Annotated in this window: 28 protein-coding genes; 13 read left to right on the top strand and 15 right to left on the bottom strand. The window is 66.5% G+C overall.

Going from position 1 to position 26,692, the window contains the following annotated elements; translation table 11 throughout:
• The first annotated feature begins 3 nt into the window (after positions 1 to 3).
• Positions 4 to 1,242 carry a primosomal protein gene (locus ACTWPB_RS05020; protein WP_446224530.1) on the top strand — a complete coding sequence of 413 codons (1,239 nt, stop codon included), beginning with the start codon at positions 4 to 6 and terminating at the stop codon, positions 1,240 to 1,242.
• Between the two features lie 147 nt (positions 1,243 to 1,389).
• On the opposite strand, the gene ACTWPB_RS05015 is transcribed toward ACTWPB_RS05020, so the two are convergent.
• The 3 genes from ACTWPB_RS05015 to ACTWPB_RS05005 form a co-directional block, all read right to left on the bottom strand.
• Positions 1,390 to 2,487 (bottom strand): adenosine deaminase, encoded by a 1,098-nt coding sequence (locus ACTWPB_RS05015; RefSeq protein WP_446224529.1) that lies wholly within the window; start codon positions 2,485 to 2,487, stop codon positions 1,390 to 1,392.
• Between the two features lie 1,067 nt (positions 2,488 to 3,554).
• On the bottom strand, positions 3,555 to 4,922 hold the full coding sequence (locus tag ACTWPB_RS05010; protein ID WP_446224528.1) for a thymidine phosphorylase: 1,368 nt from the start codon (positions 4,920 to 4,922) through the stop codon (positions 3,555 to 3,557).
• Between the two features lie 19 nt (positions 4,923 to 4,941).
• Positions 4,942 to 5,355, bottom strand: a complete 414-nt coding sequence (locus ACTWPB_RS05005) for a cytidine deaminase (protein ID WP_446224527.1) — start codon at positions 5,353 to 5,355, stop codon at positions 4,942 to 4,944.
• Between the two features lie 290 nt (positions 5,356 to 5,645).
• On the opposite strand from ACTWPB_RS05005, the gene sdhC reads away from it, so the two are divergent.
• The 5 genes from sdhC (at position 5,646) to ACTWPB_RS04980 (ending at position 9,693) form a co-directional block, all read left to right on the top strand.
• Positions 5,646 to 6,050, top strand: a complete 405-nt coding sequence (sdhC, locus tag ACTWPB_RS05000; protein WP_446224526.1) for a succinate dehydrogenase, cytochrome b556 subunit — start codon at positions 5,646 to 5,648, stop codon at positions 6,048 to 6,050.
• A 1-nt stretch (position 6,051) separates the two neighbouring features.
• A complete protein-coding gene (locus ACTWPB_RS04995) occupies positions 6,052 to 6,486 on the top strand; it encodes a succinate dehydrogenase hydrophobic membrane anchor subunit (protein ID WP_446224525.1) in 435 nt (144 codons plus the stop codon).
• Between the two features lie 16 nt (positions 6,487 to 6,502).
• A complete protein-coding gene (sdhA, locus tag ACTWPB_RS04990; protein ID WP_446224524.1) occupies positions 6,503 to 8,272 on the top strand; it encodes a succinate dehydrogenase flavoprotein subunit in 1,770 nt (589 codons plus the stop codon).
• Positions 8,272 to 9,042 (top strand): succinate dehydrogenase iron-sulfur subunit, encoded by a 771-nt coding sequence (locus ACTWPB_RS04985; protein ID WP_446224523.1) that lies wholly within the window; start codon positions 8,272 to 8,274, stop codon positions 9,040 to 9,042. The genes sdhA and ACTWPB_RS04985 overlap by 1 nt, the downstream gene beginning before the upstream one ends.
• A 141-nt stretch (positions 9,043 to 9,183) precedes the next feature.
• Positions 9,184 to 9,693: a DoxX family protein gene (locus ACTWPB_RS04980; RefSeq protein ID WP_446224522.1), complete on the top strand. Its 510-nt coding sequence runs from the start codon at positions 9,184 to 9,186 to the stop codon at positions 9,691 to 9,693.
• Positions 9,694 to 9,763: 70 nt separating this feature from the next.
• On the opposite strand, the gene ACTWPB_RS04975 is transcribed toward ACTWPB_RS04980, so the two are convergent.
• Positions 9,764 to 10,654, bottom strand: a complete 891-nt coding sequence (locus ACTWPB_RS04975; RefSeq protein WP_446224521.1) for a fructosamine kinase family protein — start codon at positions 10,652 to 10,654, stop codon at positions 9,764 to 9,766.
• 204 nt (positions 10,655 to 10,858) lie between these two features.
• On the opposite strand from ACTWPB_RS04975, the gene ACTWPB_RS04970 reads away from it, so the two are divergent.
• On the top strand, positions 10,859 to 12,088 hold the full coding sequence (locus ACTWPB_RS04970) for a cytochrome P450 (protein ID WP_446224520.1): 1,230 nt from the start codon (positions 10,859 to 10,861) through the stop codon (positions 12,086 to 12,088).
• A gap of 28 nt (positions 12,089 to 12,116) precedes the next feature.
• Positions 12,117 to 12,833 carry a TetR/AcrR family transcriptional regulator gene (locus tag ACTWPB_RS04965; RefSeq protein ID WP_446224519.1) on the top strand — a complete coding sequence of 239 codons (717 nt, stop codon included), beginning with the start codon at positions 12,117 to 12,119 and terminating at the stop codon, positions 12,831 to 12,833.
• A 68-nt stretch (positions 12,834 to 12,901) separates the two neighbouring features.
• On the opposite strand, the gene ACTWPB_RS04960 is transcribed toward ACTWPB_RS04965, so the two are convergent.
• The gene (locus tag ACTWPB_RS04960) at positions 12,902 to 13,573 is read right to left on the bottom strand and encodes a JAB domain-containing protein (protein ID WP_446224518.1); all 672 of its coding nucleotides are present in this window, start codon (positions 13,571 to 13,573) and stop codon (positions 12,902 to 12,904) included.
• 114 nt (positions 13,574 to 13,687) lie between these two features.
• On the bottom strand, positions 13,688 to 13,978 hold the full coding sequence (locus ACTWPB_RS04955) for a type II toxin-antitoxin system VapB family antitoxin (protein ID WP_446224517.1): 291 nt from the start codon (positions 13,976 to 13,978) through the stop codon (positions 13,688 to 13,690).
• A gap of 247 nt (positions 13,979 to 14,225) precedes the next feature.
• On the opposite strand from ACTWPB_RS04955, the gene ACTWPB_RS04950 reads away from it, so the two are divergent.
• Together ACTWPB_RS04950 and ACTWPB_RS04945 are read left to right on the top strand one after the other, a co-directional pair.
• On the top strand, positions 14,226 to 15,122 hold the full coding sequence (locus ACTWPB_RS04950) for a phenylalanine 4-monooxygenase (protein WP_446224516.1): 897 nt from the start codon (positions 14,226 to 14,228) through the stop codon (positions 15,120 to 15,122).
• 154 nt (positions 15,123 to 15,276) lie between these two features.
• Entirely contained in the window at positions 15,277 to 15,960 is a 684-nt protein-coding gene (locus tag ACTWPB_RS04945; RefSeq protein WP_446224515.1) for an ester cyclase, read from the top strand.
• On the opposite strand, the gene ACTWPB_RS04940 is transcribed toward ACTWPB_RS04945, so the two are convergent.
• The gene (locus ACTWPB_RS04940) at positions 15,961 to 16,545 is read right to left on the bottom strand and encodes a TetR family transcriptional regulator (RefSeq protein WP_446224514.1); all 585 of its coding nucleotides are present in this window, start codon (positions 16,543 to 16,545) and stop codon (positions 15,961 to 15,963) included. It abuts the gene before it with no gap.
• Positions 16,535 to 18,046: an MFS transporter gene (locus ACTWPB_RS04935; RefSeq protein ID WP_446224513.1), complete on the bottom strand. Its 1,512-nt coding sequence runs from the start codon at positions 18,044 to 18,046 to the stop codon at positions 16,535 to 16,537. The genes ACTWPB_RS04940 and ACTWPB_RS04935 overlap by 11 nt, the downstream gene beginning before the upstream one ends.
• Before the next feature lie 153 nt (positions 18,047 to 18,199).
• On the opposite strand from ACTWPB_RS04935, the gene ACTWPB_RS04930 reads away from it, so the two are divergent.
• Positions 18,200 to 19,522 carry a D-alanyl-D-alanine carboxypeptidase family protein gene (locus tag ACTWPB_RS04930; protein ID WP_446224512.1) on the top strand — a complete coding sequence of 441 codons (1,323 nt, stop codon included), beginning with the start codon at positions 18,200 to 18,202 and terminating at the stop codon, positions 19,520 to 19,522.
• Between the two features lie 111 nt (positions 19,523 to 19,633).
• Here ACTWPB_RS04930 and yhjD read toward each other — a convergent pair whose 3' ends face one another.
• The 3 genes from yhjD to ACTWPB_RS04915 form a co-directional block, all read right to left on the bottom strand.
• Positions 19,634 to 20,656 (bottom strand): inner membrane protein YhjD, encoded by a 1,023-nt coding sequence (gene yhjD, locus ACTWPB_RS04925; RefSeq protein ID WP_446224511.1) that lies wholly within the window; start codon positions 20,654 to 20,656, stop codon positions 19,634 to 19,636.
• A gap of 41 nt (positions 20,657 to 20,697) precedes the next feature.
• Positions 20,698 to 21,729: a tryptophan--tRNA ligase gene (gene trpS, locus ACTWPB_RS04920; protein ID WP_446224510.1), complete on the bottom strand. Its 1,032-nt coding sequence runs from the start codon at positions 21,727 to 21,729 to the stop codon at positions 20,698 to 20,700.
• 65 nt (positions 21,730 to 21,794) lie between these two features.
• Positions 21,795 to 22,772 carry an oxygenase MpaB family protein gene (locus ACTWPB_RS04915; RefSeq protein ID WP_446224509.1) on the bottom strand — a complete coding sequence of 326 codons (978 nt, stop codon included), beginning with the start codon at positions 22,770 to 22,772 and terminating at the stop codon, positions 21,795 to 21,797.
• 103 nt (positions 22,773 to 22,875) lie between these two features.
• Here ACTWPB_RS04915 and ACTWPB_RS04910 point away from each other — a divergent pair, with 103 nt between their 5' ends.
• Positions 22,876 to 23,514 carry a TetR/AcrR family transcriptional regulator gene (locus ACTWPB_RS04910; RefSeq protein WP_446224508.1) on the top strand — a complete coding sequence of 213 codons (639 nt, stop codon included), beginning with the start codon at positions 22,876 to 22,878 and terminating at the stop codon, positions 23,512 to 23,514.
• Positions 23,515 to 23,524: 10 nt separating this feature from the next.
• Here ACTWPB_RS04910 and ACTWPB_RS04905 read toward each other — a convergent pair whose 3' ends face one another.
• From ACTWPB_RS04905 to ACTWPB_RS04890, 4 genes are all read right to left on the bottom strand, one after another.
• Positions 23,525 to 23,911, bottom strand: coding sequence for a hypothetical protein (locus tag ACTWPB_RS04905; RefSeq protein ID WP_446224507.1), 387 nt, complete (start codon positions 23,909 to 23,911; stop codon positions 23,525 to 23,527).
• A gap of 96 nt (positions 23,912 to 24,007) precedes the next feature.
• On the bottom strand, positions 24,008 to 24,487 hold the full coding sequence (locus ACTWPB_RS04900; protein ID WP_446224506.1) for a barstar family protein: 480 nt from the start codon (positions 24,485 to 24,487) through the stop codon (positions 24,008 to 24,010).
• Positions 24,487 to 24,981 (bottom strand): ribonuclease domain-containing protein, encoded by a 495-nt coding sequence (locus tag ACTWPB_RS04895; protein ID WP_446224505.1) that lies wholly within the window; start codon positions 24,979 to 24,981, stop codon positions 24,487 to 24,489. Before ACTWPB_RS04895 ends, ACTWPB_RS04900 begins: the two co-directional genes overlap by 1 nt.
• Positions 24,978 to 25,757 carry an exodeoxyribonuclease III gene (locus ACTWPB_RS04890; protein ID WP_446224504.1) on the bottom strand — a complete coding sequence of 260 codons (780 nt, stop codon included), beginning with the start codon at positions 25,755 to 25,757 and terminating at the stop codon, positions 24,978 to 24,980. Before ACTWPB_RS04890 ends, ACTWPB_RS04895 begins: the two co-directional genes overlap by 4 nt.
• A 67-nt stretch (positions 25,758 to 25,824) precedes the next feature.
• On the opposite strand from ACTWPB_RS04890, the gene ACTWPB_RS04885 reads away from it, so the two are divergent.
• On the top strand, positions 25,825 to 26,679 hold the full coding sequence (locus ACTWPB_RS04885; RefSeq protein ID WP_446224503.1) for an alpha/beta fold hydrolase: 855 nt from the start codon (positions 25,825 to 25,827) through the stop codon (positions 26,677 to 26,679).
• Positions 26,680 to 26,692: the final 13 nt, after the last annotated feature.

Below are 26,692 nucleotides of genomic sequence, written 5' to 3'. Positions count from 1 at the left end.
GTCATGGCTTCTGGAGACATCGTCCCGATCGAGCTCGGTCTGACCGATGGCGATCTCGTCACCCTGTGGGCACCGCGCTGGCGCGACGGTGACGACGAGTGGGAGGCGTTCCTCGGTCACGAGGACGACCTCTACGGATTCGAGTCCGTTGCGGAGCTGGCGGCGTTCATCCGCACCAACTCCGACAACGACCTCGTCGACCACCCGTCCTGGGCGGTCATCGCCGGCCTATCGGCCGCTGAGCTGGAGCCGGAGGAGAATTTCAGCTTCGATCTGGTCTCCGTGCCGGAGCTGGCCGCGGGCGACCCGGACGTCGACGTCGTCGGCGAGCTCGAAGACACCCTGGCGATGGTGCGCAATATCGCCGAGGTGTGCGAACTCGACGTGGTGACCAAGTTCTTCGGCAACAACCCGGTGCTCGGCGCGCTGGCCAGCGGGGCGAGCACCTTCGTCGGCCGCGACGGCGAAGAGCTGTGGGACCAGGTCGGTGCCGCGATCGTCAAGGGCTGGGACGACGTGCTCGACGCGATCGACAGCGTCGTGAGCTCACCCGAGGTCGACGCGGCCGCGGTCGCCGTCGCCGAGGCGGAGCTGCTGGCGGCCGAGGAGAACGAGGTCGACGCCGACGATGTCGCCGAGGAGGAAGAAGAGTTCGAGAACGTCGATCTCACCGCCTCCGACGACGACGAGGAGGAGTCCTTCTGGGACGAGGTCGGCATCGACCCCGTCAAGATCGTCACCTCCGACGGCGAGCAGTTCACCCTGCGCTGCTACCTCGACGACGAGCCGATCTTCCTCGGAAACGGCAGCACCATCACCGTCTTCGGTTCCGAACGCGCACTGGCCCGCTACCTGGCCGACGACCACGAGCACGAGCTGGCGCGGGTGTCGACCTTCGCCGAGGTGCAGACCGCGGCGGTGGACGGTTCGCTCGAGGTCGAGGTGACCGACGAGAACGTCTATGTGCTCACCGGTTTGGTCGACGATCTGGCCGAGGGGCCGGAGGCGGTCGACGTCGAACAGCTCGATCTCGCGGTCGAACTGTTCAGCGACGCGGCCGACTACGCCGATGACGACAGCGTGGAAACGGCTCTCGCCCAGTCGAATCCGCTCGGCTGGTACGTCTCGTACCTGCTGAACCCGGATCCGAACCGGATGGCACCGAACCCGCCGTACGCGACGGAAGCCCAGCAGTTCCGCGACTTGCAGCGTGCGTTCGAAGCGCGGCTCGTCAGCGAATAAGTGGTCCGCAGTCGGCGGTGAGAACATGGGTAACTCATCGGGGACGGGCGAACCCGACCCAGCGTTACCGGTAGCCGCGTCGCTACCGGTAACGCGCCAGGGTCTGGCCAGAAGTCGCGGAGAGGCGGGAAAGCGAGGCGGAACAGCCTAGCCGAGAAGCACTGCGTAACCCGGCTTGATCACTTCGTCGATGATCGTCAGCCGGTCCGGGAACGGGATGAAGGCCGACTTCATGGCGTTGATGGTGAAGCGTTCCAGGTCGCTCCAGCCGTAGCCGAAGGTGTCGACCAGCTTGCGCATCTCCTCGCTCATGGAGGTGTCGCTCATCAGGCGGTTGTCGGTGTTGACGGTGACCCGGAATCGCAGGCGAGCGAGCAGGTCGAACGGATGCTTGTCCAGCGAGGGCACCGCGCCGGTCTGCACATTCGACGAGGGACACAGTTCCAGCGGCACCCGCATGTCGCGCACATAGTTCGCGACCAAGCCGAGCTGCGCGTCCTCGATCTCGCCCGGGACGCTGATGTCGTCGGTGATCCGCACCCCGTGGCCGAGCCGATCACAGCCGCAGAACGCGAGTGCCTCGTGAATCGACGGCAAGCCGAACGCCTCACCCGCGTGAATCGTGAAGTGCGCGTGGTTGGCTCGCAGATACTCGAACGCATCGAGATGCCGGGTGGGCGGGAACCCCACCTCGGCCCCCGCGATGTCGAACCCGCCCACACCGCTGTCACGGAACCGCACGGTCAACTCCGCGATCTCCCGCGATCTGGCCGCATGCCGCATAGCGGTGAGCAGACACGTCACCCGAATGACATTCCCCTGCTCAGCCGCGATCGCCTCCCCCTCCCGGAACCCCGCAAGTGTGTGCTCGACAACCTCGTCGAGCGTGAGGCCCTTCTCGAGATGCTGCTCGGGCGCAAACCGCACCTCCGCGTACACCACCCCGTCAGCGGCGAGGTCGATCGCACACTCCCGCGCCACCCGACGCAACCCTTCGGGTGTCTGCATCACCGCGACGGTGTGCGCGAACGTCTCCAGATACCGCTCGAGCGATCCACTATCGGCAGCGTCCCGAAACCACGCCCCCAAACTCGCGGCATCGGAAGCGGGTAATTCGTCATAGCCGCAATCAGCAGCCAGCTCTAGCACCGTCGAGGGCCGCAGACCACCATCGAGATGATCATGCAGCAAAGCCTTCGGTGCGCGTCGGATCGAAGCAAGGTCTAGGGGCGCCGGTCCATTCATGTAAAGACGGTAGCTCCCCCCGCCGATCCCGGCAGCGAAGTCCTCACGTGGCAACCATCTCGTTGATCAACCGCCCCCCAAAGGACTATTACGAGCCACCCACCACATTCCACACACCCAACCCACACCGCACCCCGAGATCCCGCCATACCGCACTACCAGCGTCTACATCCCGATCCCGCACGACCAGCCACACCGTCTAACCCCAAGCCCGCAGGCCCACCGCACGACCAGCCACACCGTCTAACCCCAAGCCCGCAGGCCCACCGCACGACCAGCCACACCGTCTAACCCCAAGCCCGCAGGCCCACCGCACGACCAGCCACCCCGTCTAACCCCAAGCCCGCAGGCCCACCGCACGACCAGCCACACCGTCTAACCCCAAGCCCGCAGGCCCACCGCACGACCAGCCACACCGTCTTAACCCAAGCCCGCAGGCCTACCGCACGACCAGCCACACCGTCTGCTCCCAATCCGCAGGCCTACCGCACTCCCAGCCACACCCGTAAACCTCAAGTCCGCCATGACCGCACTCCCGGCCCCGCACCCGCGACCCCGAGGGAGCGGCGGCCACGAAGTGGCCGGTCGCGGCCGGGTCGCCGGTTAGGCGCCGGTGCGCAGGCGACGAAGGAGCAAGCACCGGCGCCTAACCGGCGGCCCCTCAGGGCCGCGACTCGAGCGCGCCAGCGCTCCAATAAACACAGCGTCAAACCCGCCTGGGACTACTCAAACCCAGGTCATCCCTTCCCGCCCGGACTACCGAATCCCGGTCATCCCCAACCACCCGAACTACCGAACCCCCGTCATCCCCAACCACCCGAACCACCGAACCCCCGTCATCCCCAACCACCCGAACTACCGAACCCCCGTCATCCCCAACCACCCGAACTACCGAACCCCCGTCATCCCCAACCACCCGAACCACCGAACCCCCGTCATCCCCAACCACCCGAACCACCGAACCCCCGTCATCCCCAACCACCCGAACCACCGAACCCCCGTCATCCCCAACCACCCGAACCACCGAACCCCCGTCATCCCCAACCACCCGAACTACCGAACCCAGGTCAGCCGATGCGCCCCAGAATCAGCTCGCCAGGTTTCCACTCGGAGCTGGTTTCCATGGTTATCGCGTCCGTGAGTGCCGCCAAAGCTCCCGCGAAAGCCGCCGGAGTGTCGGTATGGAGGGTGAGCAGCGGCTGCCCGGCCACCACCGAATCACCGGGTTTCGCATGCATCTCGACACCGGCCCCCGCCTGCACCTTCTCTCCTTGCCGAGCACGCCCCGCCCCCAACCGCCAAGCAGCAACGCCGACCCCCATCGCATCGAGCCGAGTGAGCACCCCACTCGATTCGGCCCGCACGATCTCGGTATGCCGGGCGACAGGCAACGCAGCGTCCGGATCCCCACCTTGCGCCTGAATCATCGCGCGCCAGTGGTCCATGGCCCGCCCGTCCGCGAGCACATCGGCGGGATCGACATGCAACCCAGCCTGCGCGACCATCTCCCGAGCCAGCGTCAACGTCAGCTCGACCACATCGGCAGGCCCCCCACCAGCGAGAACCTCGACCGACTCGGCCACTTCCATCGCGTTGCCCGCAGTTCGCCCGAGCGGAGTATCCATTGCGGTCAGCAAGGCGACTGTCTGCACACCCGCATCGCGCCCGAGTTCGACCATCGCGGTGGCGAGTTCGCGAGCACCGTCGAGGGTCTTGAGGAAGGCCCCCGAGCCGACCTTCACATCCAGCACCAGCGCCGCCGTCCCCTCGGCGATCTTCTTGCTCATGATCGAGCTGGCGATCAACGGGATCGACTCGACCGTCCCGGTCACATCCCGCAGCGCGTAGAGCCGCTTGTCGGCCGGGGCGAGATCGGCACCCGCGGCGCAGATCACCGCACCGATCGCCGGATCGGCCAGGATCTCGCGCATTCGGGAGACAGTCACGTCGGCCTGCCAGCCGGGGATCGACTCGAGTTTGTCCAGCGTTCCGCCGGTGTGCCCGAGCCCGCGGCCCGACAGCTGGGGTACCGCGGCGCCGCAGGCCGCCACCAGCGGGGTCAGTGGCAGCGTGATCTTGTCGCCGACACCGCCGGTCGAATGCTTGTCGACGGTCGGGCGCGGCAGATCGGTGAAGTCCATTCGGCTGCCCGACCCGATCATCGCCGCCGTCCACCGCGCGGTCTCGCGCCGGGTCATCCCCCGCCAGACGATCGCCATGGCCAACGCCGACATCTGCTCGTCGGCCACGATCCCCCGGGTGAACGCATCCACCACCCAGTCGATCTGAGCATCGGACAGCTCTGCGCCGTCACGCTTGGCGGTAATGACCGAAACCGCTTCTAATCCGTCTCCCCGCGCCTTCGGGCCAGACTCAGTTGTGGCGACCGGCGGCAAGTGGGTGGAGCGTTCGTTCGTTCCCGACGAGTTACCCATGTGCCCACTAAATCAGTGGTTACGCGCCTTCGCCAGCCCGGCCGGCGGCCAGATCATCCGGTCCGAAGGCGTCGGGCAGGAGGGCCGACAGCGGCTTGGGCCCGTCGGCGTGATCCACCAGCAGTTCGCCCCCGCCGTGTTCGAACAGCAGCTGGCGACACCGTCCACACGGCATCAGGATTTCGCCGCGGGAATCGGTCACGGAGACGGCGAGGAGACGCCCGCCACCGGAAGCGAATAAGTTACCGACGAGTACACATTCGGCACACAGGGTTAGCCCATATGAGACATTTTCCACATTGCATCCGCTCACAATTCGGCCATCCGCGCTGAGAGCAGCGGCGCCGACCGGGAAACCCGAGTACGGGGCATACGCCGACCCCATAGCGCGAATTGCCATGTCATGCAACGTATTCCAGTCGATTTCGGGCATCGGAAACCTCCAGCTGATCCCGCCGAACACCGGGAAACAGGGGCCGCAACACCAGTATCCGGCAATGGGAAAGGTAAACCTAACTCGCCTGTTTTACGCGCAACGCACGGCACGCCGAATTAGTTCCGCGAAACAGAGGGGATTAGAGTTCACCAAAGATCGGTTCAGGTTCCCGGCGGCGGGCCAGCGCTCGAGAATACAGCGCAGCCACCTGGGCATTTGCCTCTCCACGCATGCCGGCGTCGGATCTGTGACCGGGTCCATCAACGACGTTGGAGGCACCGCACTCTATGACCACGATAGAAGCTCCGGCTCCGGCCCAGCCGAAGCGGAAGACGCTGTACCGCGGCGACCCCGGCATGTGGTCCTGGGCGCTGCACCGGATCACCGGTGTCACGCTGTTCTTCTTCCTCTTCGTCCACGTGCTGGACACGGCACTGGTCCGGGTCAACCCGGACACCTACGACCACTCCATCGCGCTCTACAAGAACCCCGTCGTCGCGTTGATGGAGATGGGCCTCGTCGTCGCCGTCCTGTTCCACGCCCTCAACGGCGTCCGGGTCATTCTGGTCGACTTCTGGTCCCAGGGTCCGCGATTCCAGAAGCAGATGCTGTGGGTTGTTCTCGCCATCTGGGTTCTGGTCTCCGCCGCCGGCGTCGGCCGCCAGTTCTTCTACCTGCTGACGGAGCACTGATATGTCTGCACCTGTCCTCGGCAAGTCCTACGATCGCCCGGCCAGCCTCGACTCTCCCCGCTCGCCGCGTGGCAAGTCGAACGGCAACTTCGAGAAGTACGCGTGGCTGTTCATGCGCATCTCGGGCCTGTTCCTGATCATCCTGGTGCTCGGCCACATGTTCATCATGTTGATGATCGACGGTGGCGTGAACCGCCTGAACTTCGCGTTCGTGGCCGGTCGCTGGTCCAGCCCGTTCTGGCAGTTCTGGGACCTGTCCATGCTGTGGCTGGCTCAGCTGCACGGCGGCAACGGTCTGCGCGTCATCATCGACGACTACTCGCGCAAGGACTCCACCCGGTTCTGGCTCAAAGTCATCCTCGTGGTTTCGATGGTCGTGATCGTGAGCGTCGGCACGTACGTCATCTTCACCTTCGACCCCAACATCACAGGTTAGGAACAGGCCACCTCGCATGAGTGAATCCCGTCCGATTCAGGAGCATCGCTACGACGTGGTCATCGTCGGCGCCGGTGGCGCGGGCATGCGCGCGGCGATCGAGGCCGGCCCGCGCGCTCGCACCGCGGTCCTGACCAAGCTGTACCCGACCCGCAGCCACACCGGCGCGGCCCAGGGTGGCATGTGCGCCGCGCTGGCCAACGTCGAAGAAGACAACTGGGAATGGCACACCTTCGACACCGTCAAGGGTGGCGACTACCTCGTCGACCAGGACGCCGCGGAGATCATGGCCAAAGAGGCCATCGACGCCGTCATGGACCTCGAGAAGATGGGCCTGCCGTTCAACCGCACGCCCGAGGGCAAGATCGACCAGCGTCGTTTCGGTGGCCACACCCGTGACCACGGCAAGGCGCCCGTGCGTCGCGCGTGTTATGCCGCCGACCGCACCGGTCACATGATCCTGCAGACGCTCTACCAGAACTGCGTCAAGCACGACGTCGAGTTCTACAACGAGTTCTACGTGCTCGACCTGGTGATGACCGAGTCCGATCGTGGCCCCGTCGCCACCGGCGTCGTCGCCTACGAGCTGTCCACCGGCGACATCCACATCTTCCACGCGAAGTCGATCGTGTTCGCCACCGGCGGCTCGGGCCGGATGTACAAGACCACCTCGAACGCGCACACGCTGACCGGTGACGGCATGGCGATCGTGTTCCGCAAGGGCCTGCCGCTCGAGGACATGGAGTTCCACCAGTTCCACCCGACAGGCCTCGCGGGCCTGGGCATCCTCATCTCCGAGGCTGTTCGCGGTGAGGGTGGCATCCTGCGCAACGCCTCCGGTGAGCGCTTCATGGAGCGCTACGCCCCCACCATCAAGGACCTCGCGCCGCGTGACATCGTCGCCCGCTCGATGGTGCTCGAGGTGGCCGAAGGCCGTGGTGCCGGCCCGAACAAGGATTACGTCTACATCGACGTGACCCACCTCGGCGCCGACGTGCTCGAGGAGAAGCTGCCCGACATCACCGAGTTCGCGCGCACCTACCTCGGCGTGGACCCGGTGACCGAGCTGGTGCCGGTCATGCCGACTTGCCACTACGTCATGGGCGGTATCCCGACCAAGATCCGTGGCGAGGTGCTGCGCAACAACACCGACGTGGTTCCCGGCCTCTATGCCGCCGGTGAGTGCGCCTGCGTCTCCGTTCACGGCGCGAACCGCCTCGGCACCAACTCGCTGCTCGACATCAACGTGTTCGGCCGTCGCGCCGGCATCGCGGCCGCCGAGTACGCCAACCGCACCGAGTTCACCGAGATGCCGGAGAACCCGTCGCAGATGGTGATGGATTGGCTCGCGCTGATCCTGTCCGACCACGGCAACGAGCGCGTGGCCGACATCCGCACCGAGCTGCAGGCCACGATGGATGCCAACGCGGGCGTGTTCCGCACCGAGGAAACCCTCAAGAAGGTCCTCACCGACATCCACACGCTCAAGGAGCGCTACACCCGGATCACGGTGCAGGACAAGGGCAAGCGCTACAACAGCGACCTGCTCGAGGCCGTCGAGCTGGGCTTCCTGCTCGAGCTGGCCGAGGTCACCGTCGTCGGCGCGCTCAACCGCAAGGAATCGCGTGGCGGCCACGCCCGCGAGGACTACCCGGATCGCGACGACACGAACTTCATGCGGCACACGATGGCGTACAAGGAGGGCCCGGAGCTCATTTCCGAGATCCGCCTCGACTTCAAGCCGGTGGTGCAGACCCGCTACGAGCCGATGGAGCGTAAGTACTGATGACTGCTGTAGTCGATACCGCCAAGCAGAAGCCGGCGCCGGTGCCGGAGGGCTCGGTCATGGTCACCGTCAAGATCGCCCGGTTCAGCACCGAGGACGACAAGGGCGCGCACTGGGACTCGTTCCAGGTGCCGGTCCTGCCGACCGACCGCTTCCTCAACGTGCTCATCTACATCAAGTCCTACCTGGACGGCACCCTCACCTTCCGGCGCTCCTGCGCCCACGGTGTGTGTGGTTCCGATGCCATGCGGATCAACGGCGTGAACCGGCTGGCCTGCAAGGTCCTGATGAAGGACATGCTGCCCAAGGGCGACAAGACCCTCACCATGACCGTCGAGCCGATCCGCGGCCTGCCCGTGGAGAAGGACCTCGTGGTCGACATGGAGCCGTTCTTCGACGCGTTCCGCGCCGTGAAGCCCTACCTGATGACCTCGGGTAACGAGCCCACCCGCGAACAGATCCAGAGCCAGGCCGACCGCGCCCGCTTCGACGACACCACCAAGTGCATCCTGTGCGCCTGCTGCACCACGTCGTGCCCCGTCTACTGGACCGACGGCAGCTACTTCGGCCCGGCCGCGATCGTCAACGCCCACCGCTTCATCTTCGACAGCCGTGACGAAGGCGCCCGCGAGCGCCTCGACATCCTCAACGACGTCGAAGGTGTCTGGCGCTGCCGCACCACCTTCAACTGCACCGACGCATGCCCTCGCGGCATCGAGGTCACCAAGGCGATCCAGGAAGTCAAGCGGGCACTGCTCTTCACCCGCTGATCTTTCCGCTCGGCACAGGCCGTCTACACCGAAAGGTGCAGGCGGCCTTTGTCGTTCGTCGGGACTTGCGGGAAATGGCGAAAGGATGGATAGTGTTACTATCCATAGTAGATAGTGTCAGTATCCATTCTGGGAGTACCTATGATCACCCTTATCGCTCTCGTCGGCTCGCTCGTCGTCTTTCGCACGCTCGGAGTGCTCGGCGTGACCCGGTTCGCCTCGTGGCCGGTCAGCGCCGCCCACGCGCTGGCCGTCATGCTGGTGATGACGGGAACCGCGCACTTCATGCCCGCGAGCGTCACCGTGATGCCCAACTACGCCGACATGGTCGCCATGATCCCGCCATTCGTCCCGTTCCCTGGCTTCATGGTCCTGGCCAGCGGCGTCCTGGAACTTCTCGCGGCACTCGGCCTGATCCTCACCCGCACGAGATGGATCGCGGGCTGGGCCCTGGTCCCCCTGTTCCTCCTGCTACTGCCCGCCAACATCTACGCGGCCATCGACGACGTCCCCTTCGCGGGAGAGCCCGCATCGCCTCTGTGGCAGCGAATCCCGGAGCAGGTGCTGTACATCGGGTTCGCCGTGTGGGCTACCCGTTCAGCACCTCGCGTCCTACCTGTCGTGCGGGGACGGGAACCGTCGACGGTCTGAATACCGATCCACTGGCGGCCGCCACCGTCGAAAGATGTTGGCGGCCACTGTCATTCCCCAGCGACAGGAACTAGCGGTAGTGGGCTGCGGCGTCCAGGACAGCGGTTCGGTAGGAGCCGCCGAAGAGGACGGCATGAGCCAGCAAGAGGTGGAGCTGATGGAGCGGGATTCGGGTGCGCCAGTCAGGGGCCAGGGGATGGATTTCGTTGTAGGCGGCAATGATTCGGTCCGAATAGGGCGCACCGCCGAAGAGGAAGAGCGTGGCCAGGTCGGTTTCGCGGTGACCCCCGTGGGCGGCGGGGTCGATCAGCCAGGGGGTGTCGGCTGAGCCCCAGAGGATATTGCCCGGCCAGAGGTCGCCGTGGATTCGGGCGGGGGGTTCAGTGGGGCCTTCGAGGTGGATTGATTCGATGTGGGTGGCGTCGGCGGGGTCGAGGGCGCCCGCGTCGACGGCGAGTTTCAGGTACGGCAGGATTCGGCGTTCGCGGTACCAGGTGGGCCAGTCGGCGCCGGGGGTGTTGTCCAGGGGTAGTCCGGCGAGGAAACCCTCGGTGGCAGCGCCGAATTCGGGGGCGCCCGCATCGTGGGTGACGGCCAATCCGGCACCGAAGCGTTCGGCGGCAACGGCGGTCGGTTCGGCGTGGTCGACCCACTGCATCAACAACAGTTCGCCGGTCTGGGCATACAACTCCGGCACCGCGACCCCACCGGCCGCCCGCAACCACTGAAGCCCGTCCGCTTCGGCCTCGAAAAGCCCTGGCGGAGCGGGCGCGGGCTCGGCGGTCGGGACGGCGGATACCCCGCCCGGCCAGGTCTTCAGGAACAGATGGGTCCCGTCATCGAGCATGATCCGCTCGGCGACACTGATCGACCCACCCGCGACAGGCGTAGTCCGCAGCCGCTGATGAGCGAGAAACGTCGGCAGCAGGTGCGGGTTCGCACGCAGAAACGGCAAGTCCACGCCGCTATCTTGCCCAGCACGGCCGATGATGGTCGGCGAATCGGGAGATCCCAGGCCCGCACCCCGCGTCCCGAAGCGATCCAGCCAGTTTGTAAACAGGTATTACTAAACACTGTTCATAAACGGTGTCGACGTGGTCTTATCGTGGAGAACGTGTTCCACATCACGGTGCGACATCCGCGCACCGGATCGAAGGAGACTGCCGTGACCAGCACAAACATTCCCGCGGGGTTCGATTTCACCGATCCCGACCTGCTCGCCAGCCGCTTGCCGATCGAGGAGTTCGCGCAGTTGCGGCGGACCGCGCCGGTCTGGTGGTGCGCGCAGCCCGACCGCGCCAGCGGGTTCGACGACGGCGGGTACTGGGTGGTGTCCAAGCTGGCCGACATCAAGGAGATCTCGAAGAATCCGGAGGACTTCTCCTCGCACGAGAACACGGCGATCATCCGGTTCAACGAGGAGACCACGCGCGAGCAGATCGACATGCTCGCCAACATGCTGATGCTGAACCTGGATCCGCCGCAGCACACCAAGATCCGGCGGATCGTATCGAAGGGCTTCACCCCGCGCGCGGTGGAGAGCCTGCGGGCCGCGCTCACCGAGCGAGCCGAACGGATCGTGTGGGAGGCCAAGAAGTCCGGTCGCGGCGACTTCGTCGAGCAGATCGCGTGCGAGCTGCCGCTGCAGGCCATCGCCGAGCTGATCGGCATCCCGCAGGAGGACCGCAGGAAGCTGTTCGACTGGACCAATCAGATGATCTCCTACGACGATCCGGAGTTCGAGGGCAACCACCACACCGCGACCGCCGAGGTGATGGGCTACGCCTGGAACATGGCCGAACAGCGTCGCGGCTGTCCGGCCTCCGACATCGTCACCCAGCTGGTCAACGCCGACGTCGACGGCGAGCACCTCGGCTCGGACGAGTTCGCGTTCTTCGTCATCCTGCTCGCGGTCGCGGGCAACGAGACAACCCGCAATTCGATCACCCACGGCATGAAGGCCTTCGTGGACAACCCGGAACAGTGGGAGCTCTACAAACAGCAGCGCCCGCGCACCGCACCCGACGAGATCGTGCGCTGGGCAACGCCGGTGACCGCCTTCCAGCGCACCGCGACGCGCGATCTGGAACTCGGCGGGCAGCAGATCAAGCAGGGCCAGCGGATCGGATTGTTCTACAGCTCGGCCAATTTCGATGAAACGGCCTTCGCCGACCCGTTCCGGTTCGACATCCTGCGCGACCCCAACCCGCACGTCGGCTTCGGCGGCACCGGCACGCACTACTGCGTCGGCGCGAATCTTGCCCGCCTCGAGATCGACCTGATGTTCAATGCCATTGCCGACGCGATGCCGAACCTGCGCCAGGTCGCCGACCCGGTGCGGCTGCGCAGCGGCTGGCTCAACGGCATCAAGCGCTGGGAGGTCGAATACGCTTGAACCGACATGTGATCGAGGGGGTGGCCGGGTGACAGGCAAGGTCCGTGGCCGCGCGCCGGTGGTGACCGATGCCGATATCCGGCGGGTCACGCGGGCCCTGCTGGCCGAGCAGGGCGCCGACGCGGTCACCCTGCGGGCGATCGCGCGCGAACTGGGGGTCACGGCGCCCGCGCTGTACCGGCACTATTCGTCGCGCGATGACTTGATCGAGCGGATGCGGGTGGAATTCTGCGCCGATCTCGCCGAGTTCCTCTCGACCGAGATCGAGCCGCTGCCCGACGACGGCGCGGTGCAGTTCCTGGCCATCTGCCGGGGCTTCCGGCACTGGGCGCTGGCGAACCCGAGGGAATTCACCCTGGTGTTCGCCTCGCCCACCTCGGAACGGTCGATGATGCGCCGCTTCGACGAACCCTTCGGCCGGATCTTCCTCGCCGCCGCGGGCAGGCTCCTGGCGAACTTCGAGATCGCCACCCCACCCGGCGAGACCATCCCGGCCGCGCTGCGCAAGGACCTCATCGGTTTCCAGACCGACCTGCTCGCCATGCTCTCGGAGTCGGGCCAGAAGTTCCCCGCCGAAAAACTGGACCTGGGCGTGACGTACCTGATGGTGCAGATCTGGGCCCGCTTGTTCGGCCATGTCACCCTCGAGGTGTTCGGCAACTACCCGATCCCACTGGCCGACCCGGAGATCATGTTCGATGCCATGCTCTCGGACCTGGCTCGCACCACCGGTTTCGCCGACTGAGAACGAGCCGCGATCGGCTGGGTTGCCACCAGCCTGATAGCAGCGCACGTCCGCGTCGCACCCGTCGGTCAAGGGAAAGGTGGTGCGGTGGACCAGGTTTCGCCTGCTACGACGATGTGGTCGAGGTAGCGCAGGCCTACCGTGCGGGCGGCTTGGTGCAGGAGGGTGCTGGCTCGGCGGTCGTCGGTGCTCGGGGTTGGGTCGCCGGAGGGGTGGTTGTGGACGACGGCGAAGGCTCGGCCGTCGTGGCGGAGGATGGTGTTGAGGATTTCCCGGACGGGGACAGCTACGTGGTCGATGGCGCCTTCGGCCACGAAAGCGCGGTGGCGTAGGCGGTTTTGGGTGTCGCAGATGAGAACCAGGAGGCGCTCAACACGGGCGCCCGCGAACAGGGGAATCGCCACGGCTGCGATGGCTTCGGGGGTGCTGAGCTGGGGTAGCGAATCGGCGGGGATGCGGGAGCGGGTGCCGAGGTGGAAGGCGGCGACGACCGTGGCGGCCTTGGCTGGGCCGATGCCGGCGCGGGCGGCCAGTTCTTCGGGGCGAGCGGAGGCGAGTTCGGCCAAACCGCCGTAATCGCCGATCAATTGGGCTGCGACTTCCAGTGCGGACCGGCCGCGAGTGCCCTGGCCGAGCAGCAGTGCCAGTAGTTCGCCGTCGCTGAGCGCGTGTGGGCCGAGCATGAGCAATCGCTCGCGCGGGCGTTGGGCGACAGGCAAACTCGCGATCGGAACCGACATCGTTTCCCCCTGCGGATCGGTGACTGACTCCGATAATCGCAGGGGGTACCGACAGACTCGGGCTACCCCTCGGTCACCACTTCGGTGACGCAACCCGAACCTTGACCTACCCCACTAGGTTGGCTCCGCGCTGAATACCGAATCAGGATCAAGGGCACTGCCCTGGCCGGTAGACGGATCTGCGCTGAATACCGAATCAGGATCAAGGGCACTGCCCCGGTCGGCAGGCGGATCTGTGCTGAATACCGAATCAGCCATCAACCGTTCCAAATTGCGTAGCTGACGTTCGTGCGCCACGATGCGGCGCAGCGCCTCATTGACGGTGGTATTGCTGTCAGCGGTGCCCATGATGTCGGCGGCAGCGGCCAGCAGTCGCTGATCGAGATCTATTCGCAGGGTGCGCACACAACCTCCTCTTCTTACGAACGCAATCTTGCGTGATCCCCGCTCGGCGCGTCCGCTAATTCACCGCGTCGTTACCGAAACCACGCGTTCGCAAGTCCGCACAGCGGCGGTCGGTATCAGTCAGCAAGCACACAGAAAACACAGTTCACCGCCGGAATCCGACCGCGACCCACCCTGCAACTGTGCAGTTTGCGCAGTTGTCGGCGTGGTTGTTGTCGCGACGGGAATGCGGTGCTTGCCTGGAGTCATGTTCACCGAGGCCCAGCTCTACTCGCCGGTGACGCGCGAGCGTGACGGCGACGTGACAGTGCATCTGAGCGATGACCATCCCGGCGTGCACGACGAGCACTACCGCGCGCGCCGTAACGCCATCGCCGCGCTGGCACTCGACTACTCCCCCGGTACTCCCACACCACACATCGACTACACCGACGACGAACAGCAGGTGTGGCGGATCGCCTCGGCGGAGCTGGCCCGCAAACACGAGGTCTACGCCTGTCGCGAGGTCAGGCAAGCAGCCGACGACCTCGCCCTTCCGCACGATCACATCCCGCAACTCGACGAGGTATCGCGGCTGCTCAGCCCGCTCACCGGCTTCCGGTACGTGCCCGCCGCCGGCTTGGTTCCGTTGCGTGAGTTCTTCGGTTCCTTCGCCGAGCGCACCTTCCACTCCACCCAGTACATCCGCCACCACTCCGCCCCGCTCTACACCCCGGAACCCGATGCGATCCACGAGATCATCGGCCACGCCAATCAGATCGCCAGCCCGCGTTTCGCGGCACTGTACGAGACGGTCGGTGCCGCGGTGGCCAGGCTGGAGACCGACCTCGCGCTGAAATTCCTCGCCGATGTCTTCTGGTTCTCGCTGGAGTTCGGCGTGGTCCGTGAGAACGATGAAATCCGTTGCTACGGCGCAGGACTGCTGTCGTCTTATGGCGAGATCGACGAATTCCGGCACGCTCGGCTGCGTCCGCTCGATGTCGCGGAGATGGGCACCATCGCCTACGACATCACGCACTATCAGCCGGTGCTGTTCTGTGCGGATTCGGTGGATCAGATCGTCGGCGTGCTCGGCGAATTCTTCGCGACCATGGACGACGAGACGCCGGCCAGGCTCGGTCACCCCGCCCAGCCGGCGGCCTAGCTATCTGCCGAAAACCTTGCTACAGAACACAGTTCAACATTTCGTGTTTCTCACTTGTTGAGACCTGACACCCGCGAGCGATGCGTGACTGTTACTTTCGACCCGTTCTTCAAGCTTTGTGAAAGGGTCGGGTAGACCGAAAATGACTGTGGACGTGACAGATACGCAGGCCGAGCAGAACCCGGAACCGGAGGCGCCCCTGTGGCTGCAGGGCCGGGAAGCCGTGATCGCCGCCGCGGCGCCGGAGGAATGGCGCGGCAACGTTCCCGACTATGAACTGAGCCACGAGGTGATCCCGCGCGAGCGCAGCGTCGAGCACGCGCCGGGCTCGCTCGAGGCGATCGTCGAAGATCTGGTGAAGGTCTTCGAGATGGAGGTCTCGCACAAGGCCGACCCCGCGACGTGGCTGTCGGTGGTGGCCGAGCAGTACCGCGGCCGGGTCAACGGTGGTGCGTGGCAGGACGCCGAGGAGTTCGCTCGCATCGGCAGCTACAACATCCTGATCGGCGACAACCCGTTCTACGATGCCGAGAACGAGACCTTCGATTCCTCGCACCACATCTTCCACACCGCCTTCCCCGGCGGCTTCTTCTGGGAGGTCCTTGAAGTGCTGTCGGGTCCGCCGACCGTGAGCGTGCGGTGGCGGCACTGGGGCAAGTTCGAGGGCGAGTACAAGGGCCACCAGCCCACCGGTGCGCAGATCGAGATGTTCGGGGTGACCATCGCGCGGGTGAGCGAGGATCTGCGCATCCTCGAGCTGGAGCACTTCTACGACAACAACAAGCTGCTCGGCCCGCTGGCGCACGGCTGCCCGGTGCAGCACGGCACGCCGCAGTGATCAGGACCGATCATCGAAGGGCAGGCCTGCCTGCAGGAATGCCAGGGCGTCACCGACGTTGGTGACATTTATCGGGGTGGCGGGCGCGATGGCGAGCATGGCGCCGATCATCGCGCCCGCGGCCACCCGAACATCGAAATCGTCGGCGGACCGGCCTGTGTAGTCGGCCAGCAGCTGGGCGCCGAGTTCGATACTGCGCAGGAATTCCAAACCGATCGCCGAGCGAAGTTCCGGCACGTGGAACAACAGCGCCTGCCGTTCCTGCTCGAAGGCGAGATCGGTGGGCGACATCCGCCCGAACACCGACACGGTCGCCGTGCGGATAGCGGTGATCGGATTCAGGCCGCGCGGGAGCGAGGCCAGCTCCTCGATCATCACCGCGTCCTGATCGTCGGCGATGACCAGCTGTTCCTTGGTCGGGAAGTAGCGGAAGAAGGTGCTCGGGGATACCTCGGCCGCCGCCGCGATCTGCTCCACCGTCGTCTCGGTATAGCCCTGTTCCCGGAACAGCCGGAACGCCTCGACTCTGATGGTTCGGCGGGTCCGCTCCTTCTTGCGCTCGCGCAGCGACATCTCAACCGACATGCATCGATTCTGCCCCATCCGTGTCGGTAACCGGTTGCGTCGGTTGCCGCAGCCACAGCGCGGTGACGAGGCCGGCGACCAGACACAGCGCCGCGCAGAGCCCGAGCATGGTGTCCATGCCCGCGACGAAGGCCTGCTGGACCTGGGCCAGCATCGCCGGATCACCGGTCTCCCGCGCCAGGGCGACGCCCGCGTTGACACCGTCGGAGATCGGCGTACGGTCGAGCTCGCCGAGGTCGGCCCGGTACCGGGTGGACAGCACGGTGCCGAGCACAGCGACACCGATGGTGCCGCCCGCCTGCCGAAGTGCTTGCAGCAGAGCCGAACCCGAGCCCGAACGGGCGGCGGTCAGCTCACCCATCGCCAGGCCGACCGCGGCGGGCATAACCATGCCCATCCCGGCACCGAGCACCGTCGTCCACAGCGCGGTCAGCCCGTAACCGCTCTCGACCGTGGTGAACGCGCCGAGTCCGAGGCCGCCCCCGAGCACGAGCAGTCCGGCGGTGATCACCACCCGCACGCCGAGGCGGGGCAGCAGCAGGTCGACCAGTCTGCTGCCGATGACGAGTCCACCGATCAACGGCAGCAGTCGCAGCCCGCTGCCGAGCGCGTCGACGCCGAGCACGGCCTGGAAGTACTGCGGGACGGTGAAGAACATGCCGAACATGGCGAAGCTGACCAGCAGCGAGATCGCGGTGCCCCAGCGGAAGCCGGGCGCGGCGAACAGCGCGAGGTCGATCAGCGGATACTCGGTGCGGCGCTGCCACCACCCGAACACGGCGAGCGTCGCCACCCCGGCCCCGACGACGAGCCAGCCGACCAGGTCGTCCCAGCCGCGTTCGCCGAGCCGGATGAAGCCGTAGGTCAGCCCGAGCATGCCTGCCGCCGAGAGCAGTGCGCCGAGGAGATCGACGCGAAAGACGGTGTCACTGCGCGATTCCGGCACCAGGGTGGCGACGGCCAGCGCGCCGATGACAACCAGTGGCACATTGATCAGGAACACCGAGCCCCACCAGAAGTGCTGCAGCAGCCAGCCGCCGAGGATCGGGCCGAGTGGCAGGCCGATGGCGGTCGAGGTGACCCAGATCGTCAGCGCGCGCTGCCGCTGGGCGGGGTCGGTGAACAGCACCGGCAGCACCGACATCGACAGCGGCACCAGCGCGGCGGCGGCGATGCCGAGCACCACCCGCGCCACGATCAGCTGCCCGGCGGATGCTGCGAAGGCGCAGGCCCCCGAGGCCGCACCGAACAGCATGAGCGCGGCGAGCAAGACCTTCTTGCGCCCGTACCGGTCGCCGAGCGCGCCCGCGGGCAGCATCAGCGCGGCAAGGGCCAGTGTGTAGGCGCTGCTGAACCATTGCAGCGCAGCGGTATTCGCGTCCAGATCGACCGCGAGCGTCGGGATGGCGACGGTGAGCACGGTGACGTCGAGTCCGATGGTGAGCATCGCCACGGCGAGCGCGCCGAGCGCGAGCCAGCGGCGAGTGTCTTCCGTCCGCATATCTCCTCCACAATGAGAGTGTCTACTTTTTGATAGTAACTCTCATTTGAGAGATGGTGTCAATAGTTGCCTCGCTCGGGTGGCGCCCCGGGCGAGGCGACTCGCGAAAGACCGGGAAACACTCTGCGGCAGCGGCTACTAAGCTGCGGGGCGATGAGGATTCGTGAAGTCGGCCTGCGCGCCGCATGCTTTCTCGGCGCTGCCGTCACTGTCACCGCGCTCGCAGGCGCTCCCGCCGTCGCCGTACCCGCCACCGACGCGCCGCCGACCAGCGCACCCGAGCCGGGCGCCCCGAACACGACGACCACACCCCCGTTCACCACGCCGAACACCGACGACTGCCCACAGAAGACGCAGCCGCCCGCACCGATCGACACCTCCGAGGTGCCTGCCCCCGGCGAACCGACACCGGGTCAGCTCCCCGTCCCCTCCCCCGCGATCGGTGGTCAGCGGATGGGCGACTGCGGCGTAGTCGTGCCCGACGGCGCGCCCCCGGTTCCCGCCGAGATCTCGGCCACGGCATGGATGGTCTCCGACCTCGACACCGGTCGCGTGCTCGCGGCCAAGGACCCACACGGCCGGTACCGCCCCGCCAGCACCATCAAGGTCGCCCTCGCCATCGTGGCGCTGCGTAGCCTGGATCTGGACAAGGTCGTGATCGGGACACAGGCCGACGCCGACGTCGACGGCACCCGGGTCGGCATCGGCCCCGGCGGGCGCTACACCAACCGCCAGCTCATGCAGGCCCTGATCATGTGCTCGGGCAACGACGCCGCGCACGCCATCGCCACCCAGCTCGGCGGCGACAAGGCCACCGTGGCGAAGATGAACGAGGTGGCGAAGTCGTTGCGCGCGTTGGACACTCGCGCGGCGACCCCGTCCGGCCTCGATGGGCCCGGCATGAGCACCTCGGCCTACGACCTGTCGGTGCTGTTCCGCGAGGCAATGAATATCCCGTTGTTCGCCGAACTGATCCACACCGAGCAGGTCGACTTCCCCGGCTTCCCCGCCGACCCCGAGATCCCCGGCGACAAGGATCATCCCGGCTTTCCGATCGGCAACGACAACCAGTTGCTCTACAACTACGAGGGCGCGATCGGCGGCAAGACCGGTTTCACCGACGACGCCCGTCAGACCTTCGTCGCCGCCGCCGAACGCGACGGACATCGCCTGGTCGTCACCCTGCTCAAAGCCGATGTCCGCCCGATCCGGCCATGGGAGCAGGCGGCGCGACTGCTGGACTACGGTTTCGCCCTCGACCCCGATGCCAGGATCGGCAAGCTGCCCGAATCAGGCAGCGAGGCAATACAACCCAGCGTTCCCCTGGCATCGCCGCCACCGCGCGCCGACGGTTCCCAGGCCGAGCCGGAGCGGTCCGCACACGAGGGCGCGCGCCTGGCCACCGTGATCGGCGGCTCCGTACTGGTCGTCGTGCTCCTACTATTGGCCCGCCGCGCATTCCGGCGCAGGCGCTGACGCCGTCGATCGTCGCGCCGCACGACATGGACGATTGATCACCAGGCCCTCACGTCACTATCGCCCGAGAAGAAAAATCCATAGGCGCCTGGTGATCATCTGTCCAGGTGATCACCGGCGCTTGCCGACCAGCATCAGCGCGAGCGTCGCGGCGGCACCGGCGCCGAAGTAGGCCGCGCCTGCACCGGTGGACATCCCGTGGTCGACTGCCCGGGGGCGGATGATCACCGCGTTCGGCGGGGCGATGTCGGCGGCACGCTCGTTGTCGGCGGAGGTCGCCGCCCACGCCGTCGCGAACAACAGGATCCGGTAGGACATGTAGCTGAACACCATCAGGCCGATGATCGAGCCGAACGTCGCCCCCACCGGGCTGGACAGCACCACCCGCAGGTAGATCGCAGCGATGATCTTGAAGATCTCGAAGGCCACCGCCGCCAGTACCGCCGCCCTGGCCGCGCTGCGCAACGACACCGGTTCGCGCGGCAGCCGCGCGATCATCCACGCGAACACCGCCCACGACGCGAGCAAGGCGAGCGCCACCGATACCAGCCGCAATACCAGCCCCGCCCCGGGGAGATGATCCGCCCCCAGCAGCTCGAGTACGCGCTTGCCGAGCCCGCTCGCGGAGATCGCCGACAAACCGAGCGAGACCACAAATGCCAGACCGAGGCCGATCAAGGCACCGAGATCCGACAGTTTGGCCAGCCACCAAGGCTTTTCGGGGCTCTGACTCGCCCACTGCTCGGTGAGCGCGGCCCGCAGGTTCGTCATCCAGCCGAGTCCGGTGTAGAGCCCGACCAGCAGGCCGATGACGCCGACCGTGCCGCGAGAGTTCATCGCCTGGTCGATGAGATCGTTGATCTGGGTGCCGAAGGAGCTGGGAATCTTCTCGACGACCTTGTCCTGCAACTCCGTCAGCAGATCCGGTTGTCCGGCCAGAATGAATCCAGCCACCGAGAAGGCCACCATCAGCAGCGGAAACAGTGACAGCACAGTGAAATACGTGATGCCGGCGGCATAGAAATCACCGCGCTGACTCTGGAACCGCCCACCCGCCCTGACCAGATGGTCCAGCCAGGGCCTGCGCCCGATCTGCTTCTCGATCGCACCCGAGATGTTGTCGATCAACTGCATAACGCGCGCCCCTTCAACGAAAACCTCAGGTGCGCAACGGGTCAGCGAGCGAGGAAGCCAACCCGGTCGTACACCTGAGCAAGTGTGTTGCCTGCGATCTCACGCGCCCGCTCGGCACCCGCGGACAGGGTCCGGTCCAGTTCTGCCTGATCGGACAGGTATTCCTGCACCTTCTTCTGCACGGGCGTGACGAATTCGACCAGCGCGTCGGCCACCTCGGCCTTGAGATCACCGTAGCCCTTACCCTCGAAATTCACCTCGAGGTCCACGATCGGGGTTTCGCGCAGCGAACTCAGGATCACCAGCAGATTGCTCACTCCCGCCTTGTGCTCCGGGTCGTAGCGGATCTCGCGCTCGGTGTCGGTGACCGCCGAACGCACCCTCTTCGCGGTGATCTTCGGGTCGTCGAGCAGGTTGATCAGCCCGGCGTCGCTGGCGGCCGACTTGCTCATCTTCGCGGTCGGATCCTGCAGATCGAAGATCTTCGCGGTGCCCTTGACGATGTGGGGCTCGGGCACGACGAAGGTCTTCTTGTAGCGAGTGTTGAAGCGCTGGGCCAGGTTTCGGGTCAGCTCGAGATGCTGGCGCTGGTCCTCGCCGACCGGCACCTGGTGCGGGCGGTAGAGCAGGATGTCGGCGGCCATCAGCACCGGGTAGGTGAACAGGCCGACGGTCGCGTTGTCGGCGCCCTGCTTGACCGACTTGTCCTTGAACTGGGTCATCCGGCTCGCCTCACCGAAACCGGTGATACAGCTCAGCACCCACGACAGCTCGGCGTGCTCGGGCACCTGACTCTGCACGAACAGGGTGGACTTCGCGGGGTCGATGCCGAGCGCGAGCAGCTGGGCCGCGGCGGACTTGGTGCGCGCGCGCAACGCCTTGGGATCCTGGCTGACGGTGATCGCGTGCATATCCGGAATGAAGTACAGCGCGTCGTACTCGTCCTGCATCGTCACCCAGTACTGCAGCGCACCCAGGTAGTTGCCGAGGTGGAAGGAGTCGCTGGTGGGCTGGATGCCCGACAGCACCCGCTGCTTGCGTTCGGCCGTCGCGGCCGGGGCAGGACTGGACATACCCCGAATCTTTCCATGCCGCTCAACCGGTATTTTCTGGCGGCCCTCCCGAGGCCCCTCCGTGGTTATGCTGTGCTGCCGCCGCCGGGGCCGCCGGTTCGCACCGCGGCATTTCGCTGCACCCAGTTGCGCGGATCGACACCGGGCATGCTCGGGTGCCCCGTCTTCACCATGCGCTGTTCACGACGGGCAAGCAGCTGGTAGGAGGGGGCGCTCGGCCCGGCGAGGGTGCCCGCGAGTACCCGGGGCGCCAACGGTGGGGTGCGGTGGGCGGTGCGGATGCTGCGGCACAGGCCACGATGGGCGAGTTCGTCGGCGATGCCCCACTCGATGCCGTACATCTGCCGGATCCGGGCCGGGAGACTGCCCTGCACCAGCAGATACAGCGCCGAGCCGACCTGCTCGGCGGGCGGGCGCAGCCGGTAGGCCTTGCGGTGGCCTGCCAGATACGAACCGACAAGGGCCGCCTCGTCGGTGAGGAACAGCTCGGTCGAGTTCAGATAGCTGTCGAAGTAGCGGCGGAAGGCCGGGTAGTCGGCGGGCGCGGCCTCGCGCGGCATGCCGAACAGCTCGCCCCAGCGGACATAGTCCTGGTAGAGGTCTTCGCGTTCGGTGGCGGTGAGTTCGCGCACCAGGCGGTCGTACATCGCCTCGGCCGAATCGAAGGTGAAGGCCATCGTCATGAACATCAGGTGCGGATCGTGGGCCGCGTAGGCGGTACCCGCGGGGTGGGCGCCGGCGTCTTCGGGCAGGGTGCCGACCACTGCCTCGTGCTTGCGCCGGGTGAAGGCCAGCGCGCGATCGGCCTCGGCCTTGCTGCCGAGGAACACCGCTTCGAACAGGGCACCGGTGATGGCCAGGCGGGTGTAGGGGGTTTCCCGATGCGCGGTGTGCTCGCTGGTGCCGACGAACAGCAGCGGATGCACCGCGCCGATCACCAGCGCCCGCACGCCGTAGGTCAGACCGACCGCGCGCTTGCTCATCACCCGCCGGATCATCGAATCGTCGGCGAAATATCCGGGTTCGCGCTGTCGTACAGCCATGCTGCGTCTCCTCGTCGAGTGCATCTGGCAATAGAATCCTCCAGAATTGATATTCTGGCAAGAGCCTCTACCAGAACACCACAGGAGGACGGCGGCACGCACAATGGACGCCGTGGCAGCACAACGGACATACGGTGGCGTTTCGGCGCAGGAGCGCCGATCCCAGCGGCGCGGCGCGCTGCTCGACGCGGCGCTCGACATCGTCGCCGAGGACGGGCAGGCCAAACTCACCGTCGCTGGGCTGTGCGCCCGCGCCGGTCTCAACGAGCGCTACTACTACGAGAGTTTCGAACATCGCGACGGCGTGCTGGAAGCCCTGCTCGACCGCATCGCCGAGGAACTCACCGGCGCGATCGCCACGGCGCTGGCCACCGCGCCCGCCGACAGCCGCGACCAAGCCCATGCCGCGATCGACGCGGGCATCTCGGTACTCACCGACGATCCACGCAAGGCACACGCCGCGCTGATCGCGGGCATGGCGACGCCGGAATTGCGTGCGCGCACCGCCCGCACGGTGCGCGCGTTCGCCCGGCTCGTCGCCGCGGAAGGCACCGGCTTCTATGGCGGCGACGTACCACAGAACCTGGTCGACTTCCGGGCGATCTATCTGGTCGGCGGATTGACCCAGACCCTCACGACCTGGCTCGCCGGCGACCTCGACCTCACCCGCGAGGAACTGATCGACCAGATCACCGACGTTTTCGTCCTCCTCGGCGACGACCTGGCCCAGCGCTACCGCTGACGCGCATCGACTAGAACGGGCCGCAAAGACCGGTACAGGGCGCCGACGACCCGTTGCCCAGCCAACCGAGCAGGTAGAAGATCCGGTCGAGCACGGGGTTCATGGAGGTGCCGCTGTCCACGATCGGCTGCGCCTGGGCCGCCTGCGCTGGGAATTCGTTGCAGACGTCGGTCTGGAGGCCGTCGCACGGCTCGGCGGAGCCGGTGGCCAGCACAGCGATCACGTCGAAGAAGTCACCGCCCATCGCCTCGCCGGAACCGGAAGACGGTTGCGCGATCAGCACATTCGCCTGCTGGGTGTAGGTCTGCGGTGCCAGGCCCGCATCGGCCGCGGCCATGCCCGTGGTCGCGGCCATCATCGCGCCGAAAATGCCCGCGCTCACCAATACTCGCTTCATCACGTTCTCCTCACCGGCAACCCGGGATGGCCGCACGGCGACGACGTTAACCGGACCGATCAGGCGAGGACAGCCGTCAATTCCGGTGGCAGCCGATCAATCGGTCAGTGCGACCGCGCCGAAGGTTTCCGCCTCACCCTGCAGGACAACGCGGAAGGCGACATCGCGGCGGGTCCAGTAGGCGGCGCAGTCGCGCATGGCCGCGTCGAACCAGGCGCGTTCGGTGGGTTCGGCGGCGAGCAGGTCGTCCGCGGTGCGCACCACCGCCACGTAGCCGGGGGCGTCGCCGACGAAATCGTCCAGGTCACGCAGACATTCGTCGAAGGCGTCCTTGTTGGCGCCGAAGTAGTACGGGAACTGGAAGGCCGCGGCGAATTCGTCGAACAGCTCCGCCATGGTGCGCATCTTGGTGCCGCGCAGTTCGCGCACGCGGTAGTCGGCGGGTGAGTCGTAGCGGACGCCGCTGAACTGGTTGGCATCCACCGGCAACGCACCGAGCACCGGTGCCGTAGCGGCGGTCGGCGCCTCGGCGCTGGGACGAGCGAGAAACTGCGACAGCGTCATTCGCGAAGTCATCAGCGCATCCTCGTGAAGGTCTCGTAGTGGTCGCCGGTGTACCAGGCCGAGCCGTCGCTGCCGGTGACGATGCGTTCGGCGTCACGACCGCGATTGCGCTGCTTGGGATTGACATCCCACTCCTGGTACTTCACCGGATTGCCCGCCGAATCCTTGGGCGGCAGTGTGGTTCCCCGGTTCATGAACTGCTCGCCGCCCTTGGTGCCCTGCGCGTTGGCCGAGCCGGGCCAGCGACCCGCATCGATCTCGACGAGGGTGGCGTAGGCGCGGTCGGGCACCCCCGCGGTCTTGGTGACGGGCGAGGCCGGCGAATTCCCGGCAGGTGGACCGGGTTTCGGCGCGTTCGCGGTGGTGGTGATCCCGGCGACGGCACGCGTGGTGGTCGCCGTGGTCGCGCTGTCGGTACCGCGACCACCGAACACGGTGAGGCCGATGGCCGCCAGGACGAGAACGAGACCGCCGAGCAGGCTGAGAGTCTTGCGTGAGAGTTTCATCGGTACTGGACAGTAACCGGCGCGTGGTCGGACCAGCGCTGATCGTAGGCGGGGGCACGTTCGACGACGGCCTGCTTGGCGCGCCCGGTCAGCTCACCGAGCGCGAGCTGGTAGTCGATTCTCCAGCCGGAGTCGTTGTCGAAGGCGCGGCCGCGGTAGGACCACCAGCTGTAGGGGCCCGCGACGTCGGGGTGCAGGGCGCGCACCACGTCGACGTAGCCCGCGGCGAGCAGTTCGGCGATCCAGGCGCGTTCCTCGGGCAGGAAGCCCGCCGACTTCTGGTTGCCCTTCCAGTTCTTCAGGTCGACCTCGGCGGGGGCGATATTCCAGTCGCCACTCACCACGAACTCGCCGGTGCACGACTTCAGGTAGGCGCCGAGCTCGGCCATGAACCGGTACTTCTCGTCCTGCTTGGGGGTGTTCTCCTCCCCCGAGTGCACGTAGACGCTCGCCGCGGTGACGTCGTCGAAATCAGCCTCGATATAGCGGCCGGCCTCGGCAAACTCGGTGCTGCCGAACCCGATACGCACGGCATCGGGTGCGCGCCGGGACAGAATCCCCACGCCCGCGCGCCCCTTGGATTCGGGCTCGGCATGGGAGAGCACCCACCCCGCGTCGAGCGCGGGGGCCAGCGCCGCCGCGGTCTGCGCGTCGGTCGCTCTGGTCTCCTGTAGGCAGACGATGTCGGCTTCGGTCGCCGCCAACCAGGCCAGCATGCCCTTGGTCGACGCGGCCCGGACCCCGTTTACGTTCACAGTGGAGAGGATTATCGGCACCGTACGACCGTACAATGCAGGCAGGGATGCTCCCCCGGACACCGTCGTCCAGGAAGGGGTGATGACGATGACGTCACGCACCACCAAGTCCACCGCCCGCCCCACGCCCGTCGCGGCGCTGCATATCGGGTCCGGCGACCCGGTCTTGTTGCTCCACGGGTTCCTGCTGTCGCCGCACTGCTGGGAGCAGGTCGCGCAGCGGATGTCGGCGCATTGCGAGGTCTACGCGCCCGCGTTCGCCGGGCACTGGGGTGGCCCGAAGGTCGAAGGCTGGGCACTGGATGTGTATGCCCTGGCCGATCAGATCGAAGACCAGCTCGACGAACTGGGCTGGCGCACCTGTCATATCGCGGGCAATTCGCTCGGCGGCTGGGTGGGACTCGAGTTGGCGCGACGCGGCAGGGCACGCACGCTCACCACGATCGCCGCAGCGGGTGGTTGGGCGTCGCCGTCGCTGAGTCAGGTCAGGATCGGCATCAAGTTCGCGTCGATGATCCCCTTCATCGAAATCGGCAAGCGGCTCGGCGGTGCGGCGATCAACAACGCGCTCGTGCAACAGGTGGCCGCCTTCCTGGTCACCAAGCACACCAGCGCCGTCGCCCGCCGTGACCTCGCGACCACGCTCACCGCGGTCCTGCACTGCGACGCGATGATCCCGCTGATCCTCGGCAGCCTGCGGGCGCCGGGCATGGACGACCTGAGTGAGCTGACCACCCCGGTGCGGATGCTGCTCGCCGAATACGACCGGATCATCCCCAACAGCGTGTACGCCACCCGCTACCTGCGCGAACTGCCCGAGTCGGCGGATCGGATCCTGGTGCACGGGGTGGGGCATGTACCGATGCTGGAGGCGCCGGACCGGATCGCCACGCTGATCGCCGAACACATCTACGCCAGCCGCGGGCACCTGCGCGCGGTGTGAACACGCGAAACCC

Source organism: Nocardia sp. IBHARD005 (assembly GCF_052814245.1).
The sequence above is the reverse complement of the archived record's forward strand: the minus strand, read 5'-3'. Positions and strand labels throughout refer to the sequence as shown.